This window comes from Streptomyces gossypii (genome assembly GCF_025165795.1).
Lineage (GTDB): Bacteria > Actinomycetota > Actinomycetes > Streptomycetales > Streptomycetaceae > Streptomyces > Streptomyces gossypii.
The window spans coordinates 292166-308172 of the sequence record NZ_JAJAGO010000011.1 but is presented as its reverse complement, the minus strand read 5'-3'; the positions used below and the strand labels follow the sequence as shown (position 1 = coordinate 308172).

Genomic DNA, 16007 nt, shown 5'->3' with positions numbered 1-16007 from the left:
ACGTTAGCGGGGGGACCGGTTGCGTGGGTCTCGTCATCCACAGCGGCTGGACATCTCTTAGGAATAGATACCCGTCATGTGCGCACTTCTGCCCCTCATGCCACATGGGTCTCAACAGAGGCGCGCCGAGCGGGCTGTTCGGGCCGCAGCAGGATGCGCGATCCGCCTTGACCTGCCCCAGCAGAGCCAGGACCGCAGCCCCGAACAGCGAGAGTATGCCCTCGGGCGCCCCGCCCTCACGGAGGTGCAGTGTGCCCTGAGTATGCGTACTCAGGTGTGAGGTGGGCTGCCGTGGTTGGCTCGGGCGCATGTTCGTACACAGAGGTTCCGGGGTGCTAGCGGCCATGGCCGTCGTCGTGTTGGCCGCGTCCCTCTCCGGGTGTGCCGTCAAACGGGGGGAGGGTGAGCGGCCGGAGGAGGGAAAGGGGAAAGGCAGCCCGGGGGCCTCCTCCACGGCCGTGCCGCCGAGCCCGTACGTCGAACCGGGTGTGGTCGACGGCGCCCCGCATCACGGGGACAACAACGTCGCACGCCGCCCCGGTCAGATGACAGCAGCCGACGAGAAGACGGCGCGTGCGGACGTCGAACGCATAAGACCGGTGCTGGAAAAGCTGCGCAAGCAGGGGCGTATCGATCCTGAGGAGGTACGTCCGGCCCTGCTCGGCCTCGGCTTCCGTGCGGAGGACACGAGGGTCCACCCCCCGCGCGCGGAGTGGGACAACGACCTGATGGACTGGGTCGAGCAGCCTGGTGCGATGTACGGAGTCCGGGTGGGTGGAAGCGCGTGCGTCACGGGGCTGGTGAACGAGTCCCAGGTGTCGGCCGGGGTCAACGGTCCGTATCCGGAGACTGGTTGTCTGTATCCGGCGAAGGCCCACTGAGGGCGCACGGTGAGCTGAACGCGCTCGGCCACGAGCGCCCGCCTCCTCCGAGGACAGCCATACGGCCGCCACGGCCACCTCCTCCGCCCGCCCGGCCCGGCGGCCCGCCTCGGCACATCGGCATGGCGTCGGCGGGCGGCTCGCCGGTACTCGTCCGGAGCGTGGCCAGTCTTTCGAGGGCGGCTGCCTTGGTCGGCCCTTGTAAAAGCCATGCTTGGCGGCGGTGTACGGGCCGAGGCCGTGCGCCCGCCTGTCGGGCCGGAACCGGTGGAGTGTTGACGACGGTGCCGCCGGCCGGGTGCGAGCATCGCCGGTGCCTCATGGCGGAGGCACGGACGCTCCCCGCAGGTTCAGGCCGAACGCCGAATCGAACCGTTCTGCGGAGGTCTCGGTCAGCGGGGCCTGCGGCCGGTCGGAGTTGCCCGGGCCGCCCGCGTCGGAGAAGGCGCGGGCGGCGGTGGCGCCGGTGCCGGTGCCGGTGCCGGTGCTGGTACCGGTGATCAGCGTCTTCCCGGCGAGCGGCATCGGTGGTCCTGTTCCGTCTGGATTCCGTCGGGGCGGGTTCTCGCTTTCACTCTTGCGAAGCAGGCGGGGCACGGTCCGGTCAGACAGGGCGGGGATCGCCCTCGGCGTCGACGAAGAAGGTGTCGTGGCGGACGAGGAACTCCGCCAGTTCCTCCCCGCCGTGACGGACCATCTCCCCCAGACGTTCGAAGTACTCCTCGCGTGGCGCACCCGGTGTGAAGAGCAGCAGCATGGACGCTGGTTCGGGGGAATCGTTGCGGAATCCGTGCAGCCCGCCCGCCGGCACGTAAAGGAAGTCGCCGGTCTGGCTGCTGGCCCACCGCTGCCCGTCGAACAGAGTGACTGTGCCCGCCAGTACGAAGAACGACTCCGCGATGGACCGGTGGAAGTGCGCCCGTGGCCCCGGTGTCTGCGGCGCCATGTCCAGCCGGTAGAGGCCGAAGTCGCCCTCCGTGGTGGCCTGGGTGGCGAGGTAGTGGATGGTGCCGCCTTCAGGGGAGACCACTTCGGCCGGGGCTTCGGCCGGTCGTCGCACCGCGCTGACCTGGCCGGTCTCCCCCGCATAGCGTGGCTCGGGATACGACATGCGCGACTCCTCGGCGTGACGGGCGACCGCGACGCTACGTGATCCCGGCAGATCACCTTCCGTGACACGCCGCGCCGATGGAGCGACCGAAGGCGTCCGGGGCCATCCCCTTCGGCCCTCCCGCCTCTCCGCCCCTACGCGCCGCCGCCGGTAGCCGCGCCGGCGAGCATGGTCACCAGTTGCTCCGCCTGCCCGCCCGGGTCCGGGGTGCCCGACCAGTCGGCCGTCATCAGGAGATGGTGGATGGTCCCGATGAGCGCGAGTGCGACCGCTGCGGTGTCCGTGCCGTCCGTGACCCGGCCGAGACGCCGTTCCGCTTCCAGGTAGTCGGTGATCGAGGACTGGATCGCCGCGAAGCCGGGCGCCCCCGCCCGCAGCGCCTCCCGGACCCGCTGGGACGCGCCGGGGCGGGCCAGGGTCAGGCCGGTGAGGGCCGGGCCCGTCGAGGAGAGCAGCGCGAGCGTGACCGTACGGAGGTTGTCGGCGACGTCGGCCTGGCCCGCCCGCGCGGGCAGTTCGCCGGCCTGGCGTGCCGCGCGGGAGAAGCGGTCCAGCAGCAACTCGGCGAGGAACTCGTCCAACCCCGCGAAATGGGCGTTCAGCATCCCCTTCGCGCAGCCCGCCTCGCCGGTGATCGCGCGGCCCGTCAAGGCGCCTGGCCCTTCGCGGGCGAGCACTCGTTCGGCGGCGCTGAACAGCCGCTCGCGCACGTCGGGAATCGCCACTCCGCGCGGTGACATGGGGGACCGCCTCTCTTGGTACGCGCCTACCGTACGGGCTGCCGGCGCCGTCGTACGGCTGGCGGGTCTTGCAAGTATGGGCGTGTGCCCATATTGTTTGGGCGCACGCCCATACTATCGGGCCGCACCGGCCGTATCCTCCGGAGAGGCACCCATGCAGACGACTACCGACCCCACCCACAACACCCGCAACGCCGACCACGCCGACCACGCCGAGTCGACCGGTGCCGCCGCCGACCCCGAGCAGGAAAGGGCGTGGAACGGCTACGAGGGCGCCCACTGGGCCCGGCATCAGGACCGTTGGGACGCCGTCAACGAAGGGTTCAACGAGCCCCTGCTCACCGCCGCCGCGATCGGAGCGCGAGACCGCGTCCTGGACGTCGGCTGCGGCGCCGGCCGTACGACCCGGCTCGCCGCGGCCCGGGCGGCTCACGGATGGGCCACCGGCCTGGACCTGTCCGCCCCCATGCTGACGCGCGCCAGCGAGTCCGCACGGGAGGAGGGCGTCGCCAACGCGACCTTCGAACGGGGCGACGCCCAGACCAAGCAGTTCGAACCCGGCACCTTCGATGTGATGATCAGCCGGTACGGAGTGATGTATTTCGCCGACCCCGTGGCGGCCTTCACGAACATCGGGGCCGCTCTGCGCCCCGGCGGCCGGATGGCGTTCGTCTGCGCCGCGGACCCGCAGGACAACGAGTGGCTGCACGCGATGGCCGCGCTGCGCCCCTACCTGCCCGTCGGGGGCTTCGGCGAGCCGGGCGGTCCCGGGATGTTCTCGCTGGCGGACCCGGACCACGTCCGCGAGGTGCTGACCGCCGCCGGATTCGGGCAGATCGCGACCGTACGCACCCAGGCGTACGGGGTCTGGGGCCGGGATGCGGACGATGCGGCGGCCTTCCTGCTGGACTCCGGCCCCGGACGCCATCTGATCAGCCAGGCCGGGCCGGACGACCGGCAGCGTGCCCGGCGGGCGCTCACGGATGCGCTGCGCGGTCACGAGCGCGACGGAGCGGTCCGGTTGCGCAGCACCTGCTGGCTGGTGACGGCCGAAACGTCCGCCAATCGCTCCGCCGAAGACCGGCAGGGGTGACGGTCGAGGCGCGGAGATCATCCTGGAGACGTACCGGTACCCAGCCTCCGGAGCGATGCCATGAGCCGCTGTGAGGCGGCACCATCGCGGGGTGAACACAGTTGAGACGACGACCAGTCCGGCCGCAGTCGAATCCGCACCCGCTCCCGTACGGCCGCCGGAGCGGTGGGCGGTGCGTGCCGCGCATCTGACGGTGCTGTGCGTACTGCCGTCCAGCCTGTGGCGCTCTCTGCTCGCCGTGGGTGTCCCGCTCGGCTACAGCGCGGAGGTCATGCGCGAGAACTACCAGGCGCCGGGCTCGGGAACTGTGTACATGCTCGGCCTGAGCCTGCTGGCCGAGGTGCTGGCGTTCCTGACGCTGGGGCTGGTACGCCCGTGGGGCGAGGCCGTGCCGCGCTGGGTGCCGGTGCTGGGCGGGCGGCCGGTGGTTCCGAGGACGGCCGTACGGGTGGCGGCGGCCGGCGCGGTACTGCTGACGCTGGTGTTCACCGTGGTGCCCCTCGTGCAGACCTTCGTGGTGGACCCGGGTGCGGGCGAACTGGATGGCGGCTGGCTCTGGCTGATGCGCGCCTGCTATCTCCCGGTGCTCGCCTGGGGCCCGCTGCTGGCCTGCGTCACCCTCTCCTACCACCGAAGGCACCGGGAGAGCGGCCGGAGCGGGAAAGGCGTTGCGGCGTGATCGCCGGCGGGCTAAGTTCTCCGCGTCGTCCGGACGGGCGGCGTCGTCCGAGGAGGAGGTGTACGGCTCATGCGCACACATGCCGAGGGGTTGGACTCGCGTACCGGCAGCTTTCCCCTTCTCATGACGACGGAGACACCGTGTCACTTCGCCTCACCCCACTGACCGACCCCGCCATCACCTCCGCGGGCCACCGCCTGGTGTGGCTCGCCACCGACGAGGGACGCGCCGGGGGCGCTCCCCTCGGCACGGCCGGGCTGCGCCTCTTCACCCGATCCGGGCAGGACCATCTCGCTGAACTGACGCTCACCGTCCACCCCGCCGAGCGCCACCGTGGCGTCGGTTCGCGGTTGCTGGCGGCGGCCGTCGCCGCCGCGCGGGAGCACGGCCGCCGCAGCCTGGTGGCGGAGGCCCGGGCCGAATCGCCGGGCGCCCGGTTCCTGTCCGTACGCGGCTTCCGTACGGTCCTCACCCTGACCCACGCGCGGCTTTCCCTTTCCGGCGCGACGGCGGATTCCGGGGTGGCCGCGGATTCCGGGGCAGCCGCGGGTTCCGGTCCGCTCGGCGCACTCACCGCCACGGCCACCCGGTCGTGTCCCGGTTACCGCCTGGTGTCCTGGGCCGGGACGGTGCCCGACGAACTGGCGGTCACCTTTGCCCACTCCCGTCACGCCATGGACGACATGCCGATGGACGACACCGACTACGGCACCGTGATCTGGGACGTCGAGCGCGTCCGGGACGCGGCGGCGGCAATCGCCCGGCGCGGCGACCTGCTGTACACGGTCGCCGCCGTCGACGAGTCCGACGGCTCCATCGCCGGATTCACCGAGATCGTGGTGCCCGGTGACGGCAAGGGCGACGGGCAGCACTACGGGACGGGTGTGCTGCCCGCCCACCGTGGGCACGGCCTCGGCGCCTGGATGAAGGCCGAGTCGGTACGGCAGGCGGCGGCACGCCACCCCGAGCTCGCCGGACTGCTGACGGACACGGCGGACAGCAACGCGTACATGCGCCGCATCAATGACGCACTCGGCTACCGTCCGACGCATCGCACGCGGGAATGCCAGCTCGACCTGTAAGCAGCGCCCTTACACAGCGCCCTTACACAGCGACCGGGACACAGATCTGCAGGCCCCGCGCGCGTCAGCGGGTCAGGTCGTCGACGGGGATCTCCCAGTACACCGGTTCCCGCCCGTCCATGAGTTCGACGCTGAAGGTGACGACCGGCACGCCCTCGGCGAGGGTGTACCGCAGCGGAAGGGTGAGGCTCCTGCCCGGCTCGAGAGCGCCGGGCAGGAGTGCTTCGGTCTCCTCGCCGTTCTCCCAGTCGGGGGCGCCCTCAAGAAGAGCGTCCTCCTCGGCGTGGGTGCCGGCCCAGAAGTCGAAGCCGGTTGCATGGTCCGGGCCGAAGGCCAGCGGCTCGTCTCCGCCGTTCTCGTACGTCAGGGAGAAGAGGTAGGTGCGGTCGCCCGGCTCCCGCGCACCGTCACCGAAGGCGGGCACGGCGCGGTGCAGGGCGGACAGCTTCAGCTTCACGCCGTCCTTGTAGCGGGCGGTGTTGCCCGCGGAGAGCGGTTCACCGAAGCCTCCCGGGGAGTTCAGCTCCGGGCCGCCGGCCGCATCGATGTCCTCCTGCAGTTCGTGCAGGGCGACCGCCACGACGACGGCGAGCACCAGGAGCACGGAGCCGAGGACGAGGAGCACGCTCCGCAGAGCGCTGCGGAGCGTGCCGGACGGCTCGGCCAGGTCGGACGGTACGGGCAGGTCTGCGGGGGTGTCCGGGGCGGCGGTGATCGTACGGCTGTCGGGCTCGCTCATGTCTGCCAACGTAGGTGCGGGCGTGGCACCCTGCCTCCGTGTACGTACTCAGGTTCGCCGGTCTCTCGTACTCACCGGCGGCGGTACGGCGGGAGCGCAGAACCGCCCTGCGACACCGCCCCCCCCGCCCTGCGACACCGCCCTGCGTTGGGGCAACGATCTTGCCAGGTGAGGCGCATGACGTCTCGTACCGCCTTGGCGGCCTTCGCCGTCTGCGCCGTGCTCGTGCCGCTCCCCGCCTGCGGCAGTGACGGAACGGGCCGCGAGCCGTCCCCCTCCAAGGGCGGGACCTCGGCGGCCGCCCCGGTGCCCAGCGCGCCCGCCGAGAGCCGGGAGCCGGACCAGGGGAAGGGGTCGAAGGACCCCGACGACTTCAACGGAGACGGACACCACGACCTCCTCGTGCCCGTCCCCGTCAGCGACGACCCGGACGCCGTCATCAGGGACGAGCGGACAGGCATCGTCTACGGCTCGGCCGAAGGGCTCGACCCCTCGAAGCGGACGGTCCACGGACGCCGGGACCTTGGCCTGCCCGAACCGGTGCGCGAGGGGCGTGGACGCGACTACGTCCTGCCGAAGGAAGTGGAGACCGCCGATCTGGACGGCGACGGCTTTCCGGATTCCGTCACGTCCGTCATCTTGGGCGAGCGCGCGACGGACGGGCAGACGAGCACTCTGCGCGAAGCCCCCTAAGTGACCTCGGGCGGGCCCGGCGGGCCCACGAAAGGGGAGCTGATTCTGCACTGGGGACCCAGCGGCCTGTTCGGCACGTACGGGGAGCAGCCCACGCACTGGTGGATCACCGACGGCACGACGTCCCGGGACCCGGCGTCCTTCGCGGCGCCCGGGTTCGCTCCGGGGGACACGCCCTAAAGCTGGTCGGATTCCGAGTGGCTCGCGGCGGGCGCGGCGCTCTCGGCGCCGTCGAGGTCAACACCTTCGACGAAGTGGTCGAACTCGTTGTTCTGCACGCCGAGTACGAAGGCATCCCACTTGGCCTGGGTGGTGGTGACGACGTTCTCCGGGTCGTCGCTCTGCCGCAGGTGGACGAGATCGCCCTCTCCGGCGGCGACTTCGATGCACTCGGCATCGGGGTCGTCGGTCGCCCGGATCCAGTTCAGGTCGCTCATCTTGGTCATAACGGCCAGCCTAACGACCTCTCCGCGACAGGGGGTGGATCAGGGAGCGGCGCCATGGGGCTTCGGGTCCAAGGCGGAGGAGGAGAGGCGGCGCTCAGCTCCAGTTCGCCTGTTCCAGCCAGAAGTCCAGCAGCTCGGCGTCCCCCAGCACCTCGACGCGGGCGGTGGTCGGCGGCAGCCGCCGGTAGAAGACCAGCAGGAGGTCGGTGAGCGGCCCCCGCAGTGCGACCGTCGCCTTGCCGTGCGCGCGGCGCCAGCTGATGCCGTCGCTGAGGAGTTCCACGAGCCACTCGGCGTCGTCCGCCGGTTCGCCGTCGGTGGCGTGCAGATGGAGGCTCTCTCCGGCGCGCGCACCCAGCTGTCGCAGCTCTTCGTCGTCCTCCTGCTCCGGACCGCTGAGGATTTCCAGCCACTCGTCCAGGCAGTCGGCGGCGATCTCCGGTGCGACGGCGAATTCCGTGCCCGCCGCGCGGCAGGCGTCGGCACGGTGGATCACGGTCTCGTGGGTCATGCGGCGGGCCCAGAACCCGGCACGCGGTTTCCCTGCCCAGGTCCACACGGGGGCCTCGGGCCCGGCGTCCCGCAGCGCGTCCGCGAGCATCACCGCGCCCTCGGCGAGCCACTGGTCCAGGGCGGCGGGTTCGTCCGTCCCGGGGCCGTGGAAGCCGGGGACCGCCTCCTCCTCCAGCTCCTCCAGAGTCCCGGCGGCGATCATCTCGGCCGCCCAGCGGTGTGCGCCGCCCACGTGGACGGCCAGCTCGCGCAGCGTCCAGTCGGGGCAGGTCGGCACCTGGGAGGAGAGGTCGGCGCCGTGGATCGCCTGCCGCAGCAGCTCGGTCTGATGGACGATTTCGGTGCGGTAGCGCTCGTGTTCGATGGTGATCGCCATGCGGGGCAGCGTATGCGGGACAGCCGCGCGCAGCATGCCGTTTTTTGGCGCGAACCGTCCGTCTGCACGGCGGGGTGAGGGGGAGTTTCGGCCATCTCACCCACTGGACCAGCTTTGGTGTCAGTGGTGGGCATCCCTGAGGGGCGCGCCGGGCCGCGCCCCCGGGTCGCGCCTGTGCGCCGCCGCTGCACTGCTGCTACACGGCCATGCCGTAGACGATGGTGAACAGCGTGCCCAGCGACCCGATGATGAAGACGCCCGTCAGACCGGCGACGATCAGCCCCTTGCCCTGCTCCGCGCTGAAGGTGTCGCGCAGCGCCGTGGCTCCGATGCGCTGCTTGGCCGCGCCCCAGATGGCGATGCCGAGACAGAGGAGGATGGCGATCGCCATCACCACCTCGATCATTACGCGTGCTTCGTTGCCCAGCGACCCGAACGGCCCCCAGTCAGGAGCGATTCCACCGATGATGGTGGTGATGTCACCCTTCTCGGCTGCCAGGATCATGTGTAACTCACCGCCCCGCTCGGAATGTTGCATGACCTTGCCCCGCGCGGTTCTTCCGCGCTCGTCTGACTGTACCGCTGACTTGTGACATCTCGGAGTATCTGGGGGATGGTGTAGAGGTGCGGAAAGCCTTGGTGGGTGTGGGAGTTGGCGGGATGCTGCTGTCCGGCCTGATGGCGCTGCTGGTCATCGGTACGTACTCGGCCGCGGCCGGTCTGATGGGCGGTGTCGCGGGCGGCAAACCCACCGGGCTGGCCAAGGGTGCAGTTCCGGCCAAGTACAAGGCACTGGTGCAGAAGTGGGGCACTCTCTGCCCGGCGATCAGCCCGTCCCTGCTGGCCGCTCAGCTCTACCAGGAGAGCGGCTGGAGCCCCAGTGCGGAGAGTCCGGCCGAGGCGCAGGGCATCGCGCAGTTCATCCCGGGCACGTGGGCCACCCACGGCATCGACGGCGACAAGGACGGCGACCGCGACGTCTGGGATCCGCAGGACGCGATACCGTCCGCCGCCAGTTACGACTGTGCGCTGGCGGGCTATGTCGACGATGTGCCGGGCGATCCGACGAACAACATGCTGGCGGCGTACAACGCGGGTGCCTACCGGGTGATCCAGTACAGTGGCGTGCCGCCCTACGAGGAGACGCAGAACTACGTCTCGGTCATCCGGAAGCTGGAGAAGAGTTTCGCAGCCTCGAAGGGGCGGGTCGACCCGTCGAAGCAGGCGGCCGGGGCGATCTCGTACGCGCAGGAGAAGCTGGGCACGCCGTATCTCTGGGGCGGTGACGGCACGTCGGCTGACGGCGGGCGGTTCGACTGCTCCGGGCTGACGAAGGCGGCCTACGCGTCGGTGGACGTCGAACTGCCCCGGGTGGCGAGCAAGCAGTGGAACACCGGCCCGCACCCCGGGCGGGACGAACTGCTGCCGGGCGATCTGGTCTTCTTCGCGAACGACCTGGAGGACCCGACGTCCATCCGCCATGTGGGGATCTACGTCGGCGGTGGATATATGATTGATGCACCCTATACGGGGTCGGAAATCCGCTTTGATCCGATTGATTCGCCGGATTACTTCGGAGCGACGCGCCCCACTGGCGGGTGAACAGGGTGAGCGGGCCCGCAAGGGGACGTGAACTCTCCGTAAGGCGAAGGCCCTGAGCTGCGGGGACGGATCACTCTTCGATAACGTGAGAGTGATCTTTCGGTGGAGACAGGAACGCGGAGCGGGTGCCGAGGCGTTGTCTGGAACGGAATGGGCATTCCGTTACAGGAGCGCACCACTCGGCGCGACCACGGGGGTACGGGGGTCGTCAGAGCAGTTCGGCAGACAAATGAAGGGGCCGTACCGATGGCTGGATGGGACAACCCCGATGTTGATCTGCTCTACGACATCAACGGTTTGGCCAAAGACGCCCCCGGCTGGGCCGACCACACGATGGAGTACGTCGGCGAGTACGGCACGCTGGCCGCGCTCGTCCTTCTGGGCCTGTGGGCCTGGTGGGCGCTGCGGCGGCGCAGCGGCAGCCGGGAGGACGCCGTCGCCGCCATGACGGCGCTGGTCTGGACGCCACTGGCGGCCGGTGTCGCGGTGCTGGTGAACATCCCGATCAGGGGCCTGGTGGAGCGGCCCAGACCCTTCGAGGACCACAAGGGTCTGGAAGTGCTGGTGGCGGGGAAGGAGGACTTCTCCTTCGTCAGCGACCACGCGACGATGGCGATGGCCCTCGCGGTCGGCCTCTTCATGGTCAACCGCCGGCTCGGGCTGGTGGGCTTGGTCCTCGCGGCGATAGCCGGCTTCTGCCGGGTCTATATGGGCGTGCACTACCCGACGGACGTCATCGGCGGACTCGCGCTCGGCACGGCGGTCACACTGCTGCTCGCCCCGGTCGCGTTCTGGCTGCTCACCCCGCTGGTCCGCACGATCGCGGGCTCCGAGCGGGTGGGCACGCTGGTGTGGGCGGGGCGGCCGGGCGAGGTGGCGACTGCCGAGCCGGAGGGCTCGGCGCCGGCGGTGGGCGGCCGTACGGACAGTACGGGTGGCGAAGGCGGCGCCGGTGGCAGCAGGGGCAACGGGGCCCAGGAGCCGAAGCGGCCGTACGACCGGGATCTGGCGGCGTAGGGCCTGCCGTTCGGATGATGCCGGGTGCAGCGTCGTCCAAACGACCGATCCTACGGGACAGCCCTTAGGACGGATGCGCGGCGGCGTCCTTGCGTGCCCGGTCGCGCGAGCGGCGGGCCGGGCCGCGCCAGCCGCAGCTGCATCGGGCATGGGAGAAGGCACCCCGCTCCGTCGTGACGGTCTCGTGCGGTGCCGGAGCATCCGGCACTGTCACAGGAGATGCCGTCATAGGGGGTGCCGTGGTCGCGGGCGGCGGGCTCCCCGCTGCCGCAGCCTGGACTGTCGTAAATCCGGCACTCTTCTCAGGGCGCACTCCGCCACCGTACCGCCAAGGGGCGTGACGGTTGCCGCCTCGTACTCGTTAGCGGAGGCGAAACGGGTTTCGGATGCCCAGGACACGAGGCAGGCGGCTGGGGGCGGCGGACGATGGTCGGGCGGCGGTGTGGGCGCTGGGGCGCGGCGCTGGCCGCGCTCACCGGGCTCGGCGCCACGCTTGTCTGCACGCTCGGCGGCTGTGTGGCCACCCGGACCAGCACCACCGGGTCGCCCGCCGGTGATCCGCTGCTGACCGTACGGCAGGCTGCGGAGGTGCTGGAGCGTGCCGGTACGTCGCGGACACGGACCGTCGTACGCACGGTCAGCGGTGGCACCCGCGTCACCATCAAGGGCACCGGTGTCTTCGACTACCGCAGACGGATCGGCCGCATCCAGGTGACCCTGCCGCGCGAGCCGTCGGGCGCCCCGGCGGCAGAACCGATCACCGAGCTGGTAATTCCGGGTGCGCTCTACATGAAGAACCGCGGGGCGGGGGTGCCCGCCGGTAAATGGGTCCGGGTGGACACCAGCACCCTGCCGGACGGGAACCTCCTCGCCAACGGAGCGACGGACCCGCTGAGCGCGGCCGAACTGCTGCGCGGCACCCGCGAGGTGGCGTACGTGGGGCGGCGGCGGGTAGCGGACGGCGCGGTGGTGCGGCATTACAGCGGCACCACGGACATCCGCAAGGCGGCGCACGCCTCGTCGGGGGGCGTGCGCCGCCAACTGCGCGCGGCGGCGGAGGGGTTCGCCGGGGACGCGGTGCCGTTCGACGCGTACCTGGACGGGCGGGGGCGGCTGCGCGAGGTGCGGCACTGGTTCACCCTGGACGCGGAGGCCGGGGATGCTGCCTCCGCCGTCGCCTCCACCACCACGATGTACGACTTCGGCATCCCGGTGGAGGTCGGGACGCCTGCGCCCGTGGACCTCTACACCGGGGAGATCGAGGCCTCGTAGCGGTGGTTGCCGACGCGGCACTAGTCAGTCGTGAGCAGTCCCTCGGCAACTCCGAAATGGTTCGGACGTGCCATGCGCGGAGGATGCACCGCTCCCTACTCTGGAGACGCGGGGTTCCGGCGTGGCCGGGGTTCCGACGCTTCGGAGCTTCGGAACACCAGGAGGTGGTGAGTGTGCCTGTACCGGTGTCAGCGTCCCTGCCGGGCAACGCCCGTGGCCCGGCCCGAGGACCAGCCCGAGGATCGCGGGGCAGTGCGGTCCATGATTCGGTGGCCCTCGCCGAGATCGAACTGTGCGGTGAGCTGATGATCGCGGCGTCCGCCGCCGAAGCGGCCGGTGAGGAACGGCTGAGCGTGGCACGGGTGGACGAGATCCTGCGCGTCGTCCCGCCACGCGCTGGCGTACGCCTGCTCTAGGGTCTGTCGTCCGGGGCATGCCGGATCAGTGAACGGGGTCTGGTGCGCGGCGTCGCCGTGTGGAGGAGGGCGCGTGCCGGGGCACGCGAACCCGGCGTGATCCACACGGCAGACCCCGACCCGCCGCCGCAGAGCTCGTGTGAGTGGTGGCGGTGGCGTCCGGCGGCCTGCTCCCCAGCGGTCGCCAAGTCTCCTACGTGCGCAGCAGCCGGGCGATCGCGGCCGTGGCCTCCGCGACCTTGGCGTCCATCTCGGCCCCGCCGTCGACAGCCGCGTGCGCCACGCAGTGCCGCAGGTGTTCCTCCAGGAGCTGGAGCGCGAAAGACTGAAGGGCCTTGGTCGATGCCGAGACCTGGGTAAGTATGTCGATGCAGTAGACGTCCTCGTCCACCATCCGCTGGAGGCCCCGCACCTGGCCCTCGATGCGGCGAAGCCGCTTGAGGTGCGCGTCCTTGTCCTTGCTGTAGCCGTGCTCGCCGGTCGCGGCGTGAGCAGAGCAACATTCGGCCGCGTCCGGGGCGGCGACTGGGGTGGTGGCGGGGGTGTTCTCGGCAGTTGTCATGAAGGACCTCCCGAACGGGTGGAGAAGGGAGAACGGGGAGTTAGAGCGGGTCATATACCCCCGCTGGGTATACTATACCCGATTTTGCGGAACCCTGTGCCGAGCCCGGATGCTGATGGGTGACACTGGGGAACGCCGGTTCGCAGTGGCCGGATGATGCGCCTAGCATCAACGAGACCGACCCCAGATATCGATGCACACCGAGGATCCCCAGTGCGCTTTCGTCTGACCCCCAGGGAGACGAGCTTCTACGACATGTTCGCCGCGTCCGCGGACAACATCGTGACCGGCTCCAAGCTCCTGATGGAACTCCTCGGAGCGGATCCCTCCGCGCGGGCCGAGATCGCCGAGCGGATGCGGGCAGCGGAGCACGCCGGGGACGACGCGACCCACGCGATCTTCCACCAGCTGAACTCCTCCTTCATCACGCCCTTCGACCGCGAGGACATCTACAAACTGGCCTCCACGCTCGACGACATCATGGACTTCATGGAGGAGGCCGTCGATCTCGTCGTCCTCTACCAGATCGAGCAGCTGCCGAAGGGCGTCGAGCAGCAGATCGAGGTGCTGTCGCGGGCGGCGGAACTGACCGCCGAGGCGATGCCGAATCTGCGGACGATGAGCAACCTGACCGAATACTGGATCGAGGTCAACCGCCTGGAGAACCAGGCCGACCAGATCCACCGCAAACTGCTGGCCCACCTCTTCAACGGCAAGTACGACGCCATGGAGGTCATGAAGCTGAAGCAGATCGTGGATTCCCTGGAGGAAGCCGCGGACGCCTTCGAGCATGTGGCCAACACGGTCGAGACCATCGCGGTCAAGGAGTCCTGACCGCCCGTGGACACGTTCGCGCTCGTCGTGACCGTCGGGGTCGCGCTCTTCTTCACCTACACAAATGGTTTCCACGACTCGGCGAACGCCATCGCCACCTCCGTCTCGACTCGTGCGCTGACGCCGCGTGCCGCGCTGGCGATGGCGGCCGTGATGAACCTCGCCGGTGCGTTCCTGGGCAGTGGTGTCGCCAAGACGGTGAGCGAAGGGGTGATCGAGACCCCGCACGGTTCGGGCGGGATGGCCATTCTCTTCGCGGCGCTGGTCGGCGCGATCGTGTGGAATCTGGTCACCTGGTATTTCGGGCTGCCGTCCTCTTCGAGCCACGCGCTGTTCGGCGGCATGGTGGGCGCGGCGATGGCCGGCGGGATCGCGGTCTACTGGTCGGGCGTGATGGAGAAGATCGTCATCCCGATGTTCCTGTCGCCGATCGTCGGCATGCTGCTCGGCTATCTCGTGATGGTCGTCATCATGTGGATGTTCCGCAGGTCCAACCCGCACAAGGCGAAGCGCGGTTTCCGTATAGCGCAGACGGTGTCCGCCGCCGGTATGGCGCTCGGCCACGGTCTCCAGGACGCGCAGAAGACGATGGGCATCGTGGTGATGGCGCTGACCATCGCGGATGTACAGGACGGCAACGACATCCCGGTCTGGGTGAAGATCACCTGCGCGCTGATGCTGTCGGCCGGTACGTACGCGGGCGGCTGGCGGATCATGCGGACGCTGGGCCGCCGGATCATCGAGCTGGACCCGCCGCAGGGATTCGCCGCGGAGACCACGGCGGCCTCCGTGATGTACACCGCGTCGTTCATGTTCCACGCGCCGATCTCGACGACGCATGTGATCACCTCGGCGATCATGGGCGTGGGTGCGACGAAGCGGATGTCCGCGGTGCGGTGGGGTGTCGCGAAGAACATCGTGATGGGCTGGTTCATCACCATGCCCGCGGCGGCGGCGGTCGCCGCGCTGTGCTACGGGGCGATCAGCCTCTTCATGGGCTGACCGCTGAACCGTTTCGCTGCCCGTGAACCACCGGCCCGGCCTCATGGCGGGGCCCGCCCCCGGCATCCGGGGGCGGGCCGTGACCTCGCGGTGGCACCGCCATGCAGCACCGCGAGGAGAGCGGGGACCGTACGGTCCGGGGGTCGTACGGGTCAGCCGAAGCGGCCGGAGATGTAGTCCTCCGTCGCCTGGACCGTCGGGTTGGAGAAGATCCGCTCCGTGTCGTCGATCTCGATGAGCTTGCCGGGCTGGCCGACCGCCGAGAGGTTGAAGAACGCGGTGCGGTCGGAGACGCGTGCGGCCTGCTGCATGTTGTGGGTAACGATGACGATGGTGAACTGCGACTTGAGCTCGCCCACGAGGTCCTCGATCGCCAGCGTGGAGATCGGGTCCAGCGCCGAGCAGGGCTCGTCCATCAGCAGCACCTGAGGCTCGACGGCGATCGCCCGCGCGATGCACAGCCGCTGCTGCTGGCCGCCGGAGAGGCCGGAGCCGGGCTTGTTCAGCCGGTCCTTCACCTCGTTCCAGAGGTTGGCGCCCTTGAGGGACTTCTCGACGACGCCGTCCAGGTCGGACTTCTTGTACTTCCCGTTCAGCCGGAGACCGGCCGCCACGTTGTCGTAGATCGACATGGTGGGGAACGGGTTCGGACGCTGGAAGACCATGCCGATGGTGCGGCGTACGGAGACCGGGTCGACGCCGGAGCCGTACAGGTCCTCGTTGTCCAGCAGAACCTTGCCCTCGACCCGGCCGCCGGGAGTGACCTCGTGCATGCGGTTGAGGGTGCGGAGGAAGGTGGACTTGCCGCAGCCGGAGGGGCCGATGAAGGCTGTCACGGAGCGGGGTTCGACGCTCATCGAGATGTCGTCGATGGCGCGATGGCTGCCGTAGTAGGCGGAGAGGCCGCTGATGTCGATGCGCTTGGCCATGATTCGGATCACTCCTCGGG

At 70.0% G+C, this 16007-nt stretch carries 20 protein-coding genes; 11 read left to right on the top strand and 9 right to left on the bottom strand.

The window, feature by feature from the left end:
• Positions 1–308 precede the first annotated feature (308 nt).
• Entirely contained in the window at positions 309–881 is a 573-nt protein-coding gene (locus LHJ74_RS23980; RefSeq protein ID WP_260220247.1) for a hypothetical protein, read from the top strand.
• Between the two features lie 318 nt (positions 882–1199).
• Here the strand turns inward: LHJ74_RS23980 and LHJ74_RS23975 are convergent, their stop codons facing one another.
• The 3 genes from LHJ74_RS23975 to LHJ74_RS23965 all read right to left on the bottom strand — a co-directional run bounded on the left by LHJ74_RS23975 (position 1200) and on the right by LHJ74_RS23965 (position 2732).
• The gene (locus tag LHJ74_RS23975; RefSeq protein WP_260220246.1) at positions 1200–1406 is read right to left on the bottom strand and encodes a hypothetical protein; all 207 of its coding nucleotides are present in this window, start codon (positions 1404–1406) and stop codon (positions 1200–1202) included.
• Positions 1407–1485: 79 nt separating this feature from the next.
• On the bottom strand, positions 1486–1992 hold the full coding sequence (locus LHJ74_RS23970; RefSeq protein WP_260220245.1) for a cupin domain-containing protein: 507 nt from the start codon (positions 1990–1992) through the stop codon (positions 1486–1488).
• A gap of 134 nt (positions 1993–2126) precedes the next feature.
• The gene (locus tag LHJ74_RS23965; protein WP_260220244.1) at positions 2127–2732 is read right to left on the bottom strand and encodes a TetR/AcrR family transcriptional regulator; all 606 of its coding nucleotides are present in this window, start codon (positions 2730–2732) and stop codon (positions 2127–2129) included.
• Between the two features lie 154 nt (positions 2733–2886).
• Between LHJ74_RS23965 and LHJ74_RS23960 the strand changes: the two genes are divergently transcribed.
• The 3 genes from LHJ74_RS23960 to LHJ74_RS23950 all read left to right on the top strand — a co-directional run bounded on the left by LHJ74_RS23960 (position 2887) and on the right by LHJ74_RS23950 (position 5586).
• Complete coding sequence (locus LHJ74_RS23960; RefSeq protein ID WP_260220243.1) at positions 2887–3825, top strand: class I SAM-dependent methyltransferase; 939 nt, start codon at positions 2887–2889, stop codon at positions 3823–3825.
• A gap of 91 nt (positions 3826–3916) precedes the next feature.
• On the top strand, positions 3917–4504 hold the full coding sequence (locus LHJ74_RS23955) for a hypothetical protein (RefSeq protein WP_260220242.1): 588 nt from the start codon (positions 3917–3919) through the stop codon (positions 4502–4504).
• Positions 4505–4644: 140 nt separating this feature from the next.
• Positions 4645–5586, top strand: a complete 942-nt coding sequence (locus LHJ74_RS23950) for a GNAT family N-acetyltransferase (RefSeq protein WP_260220241.1) — start codon at positions 4645–4647, stop codon at positions 5584–5586.
• Between the two features lie 64 nt (positions 5587–5650).
• Here the strand turns inward: LHJ74_RS23950 and LHJ74_RS23945 are convergent, their stop codons facing one another.
• Positions 5651–6325: a hypothetical protein gene (locus tag LHJ74_RS23945; RefSeq protein ID WP_260220240.1), complete on the bottom strand. Its 675-nt coding sequence runs from the start codon at positions 6323–6325 to the stop codon at positions 5651–5653.
• A 177-nt stretch (positions 6326–6502) separates the two neighbouring features.
• Between LHJ74_RS23945 and LHJ74_RS23940 the strand changes: the two genes are divergently transcribed.
• Entirely contained in the window at positions 6503–7018 is a 516-nt protein-coding gene (locus tag LHJ74_RS23940; RefSeq protein WP_260220239.1) for a hypothetical protein, read from the top strand.
• Positions 7019–7194: 176 nt separating this feature from the next.
• Here LHJ74_RS23940 and LHJ74_RS23935 read toward each other — a convergent pair whose 3' ends face one another.
• From LHJ74_RS23935 to LHJ74_RS23925, 3 genes are all read right to left on the bottom strand, one after another.
• Positions 7195–7464: a DUF397 domain-containing protein gene (locus LHJ74_RS23935; RefSeq protein ID WP_260220238.1), complete on the bottom strand. Its 270-nt coding sequence runs from the start codon at positions 7462–7464 to the stop codon at positions 7195–7197.
• 94 nt (positions 7465–7558) lie between these two features.
• Positions 7559–8353 (bottom strand): maleylpyruvate isomerase family mycothiol-dependent enzyme, encoded by a 795-nt coding sequence (locus LHJ74_RS23930; RefSeq protein WP_260220237.1) that lies wholly within the window; start codon positions 8351–8353, stop codon positions 7559–7561.
• 196 nt (positions 8354–8549) lie between these two features.
• Positions 8550–8858, bottom strand: coding sequence for a DUF8827 family protein (locus LHJ74_RS23925; RefSeq protein WP_260220236.1), 309 nt, complete (start codon positions 8856–8858; stop codon positions 8550–8552).
• 155 nt (positions 8859–9013) lie between these two features.
• On the opposite strand from LHJ74_RS23925, the gene LHJ74_RS23920 reads away from it, so the two are divergent.
• The 4 genes from LHJ74_RS23920 to LHJ74_RS23905 all read left to right on the top strand — a co-directional run bounded on the left by LHJ74_RS23920 (position 9014) and on the right by LHJ74_RS23905 (position 12660).
• Entirely contained in the window at positions 9014–9955 is a 942-nt protein-coding gene (locus tag LHJ74_RS23920; RefSeq protein WP_311203342.1) for a C40 family peptidase, read from the top strand.
• A 246-nt stretch (positions 9956–10201) separates the two neighbouring features.
• Positions 10202–10972: a phosphatase PAP2 family protein gene (locus LHJ74_RS23915; RefSeq protein WP_260220235.1), complete on the top strand. Its 771-nt coding sequence runs from the start codon at positions 10202–10204 to the stop codon at positions 10970–10972.
• Between the two features lie 426 nt (positions 10973–11398).
• Complete coding sequence (locus LHJ74_RS23910) at positions 11399–12244, top strand: SCO4651 family lipoprotein (protein WP_260220234.1); 846 nt, start codon at positions 11399–11401, stop codon at positions 12242–12244.
• A 197-nt stretch (positions 12245–12441) separates the two neighbouring features.
• Positions 12442–12660 carry a hypothetical protein gene (locus tag LHJ74_RS23905; RefSeq protein WP_260220283.1) on the top strand — a complete coding sequence of 73 codons (219 nt, stop codon included), beginning with the start codon at positions 12442–12444 and terminating at the stop codon, positions 12658–12660.
• Positions 12661–12853: 193 nt separating this feature from the next.
• On the opposite strand, the gene LHJ74_RS23900 is transcribed toward LHJ74_RS23905, so the two are convergent.
• Positions 12854–13222, bottom strand: a complete 369-nt coding sequence (locus LHJ74_RS23900) for a metal-sensitive transcriptional regulator (protein WP_260220233.1) — start codon at positions 13220–13222, stop codon at positions 12854–12856.
• A 213-nt stretch (positions 13223–13435) separates the two neighbouring features.
• On the opposite strand from LHJ74_RS23900, the gene LHJ74_RS23895 reads away from it, so the two are divergent.
• Together LHJ74_RS23895 and LHJ74_RS23890 are read left to right on the top strand one after the other, a co-directional pair.
• Positions 13436–14056, top strand: coding sequence for a DUF47 domain-containing protein (locus tag LHJ74_RS23895; RefSeq protein ID WP_260220232.1), 621 nt, complete (start codon positions 13436–13438; stop codon positions 14054–14056).
• A 6-nt stretch (positions 14057–14062) separates the two neighbouring features.
• Entirely contained in the window at positions 14063–15058 is a 996-nt protein-coding gene (locus LHJ74_RS23890) for an inorganic phosphate transporter (RefSeq protein WP_260220231.1), read from the top strand.
• Positions 15059–15210: 152 nt separating this feature from the next.
• Here LHJ74_RS23890 and pstB read toward each other — a convergent pair whose 3' ends face one another.
• On the bottom strand, positions 15211–15987 hold the full coding sequence (gene pstB / locus LHJ74_RS23885) for a phosphate ABC transporter ATP-binding protein PstB (RefSeq protein WP_260220230.1): 777 nt from the start codon (positions 15985–15987) through the stop codon (positions 15211–15213).
• Positions 15988–16007: the final 20 nt, after the last annotated feature.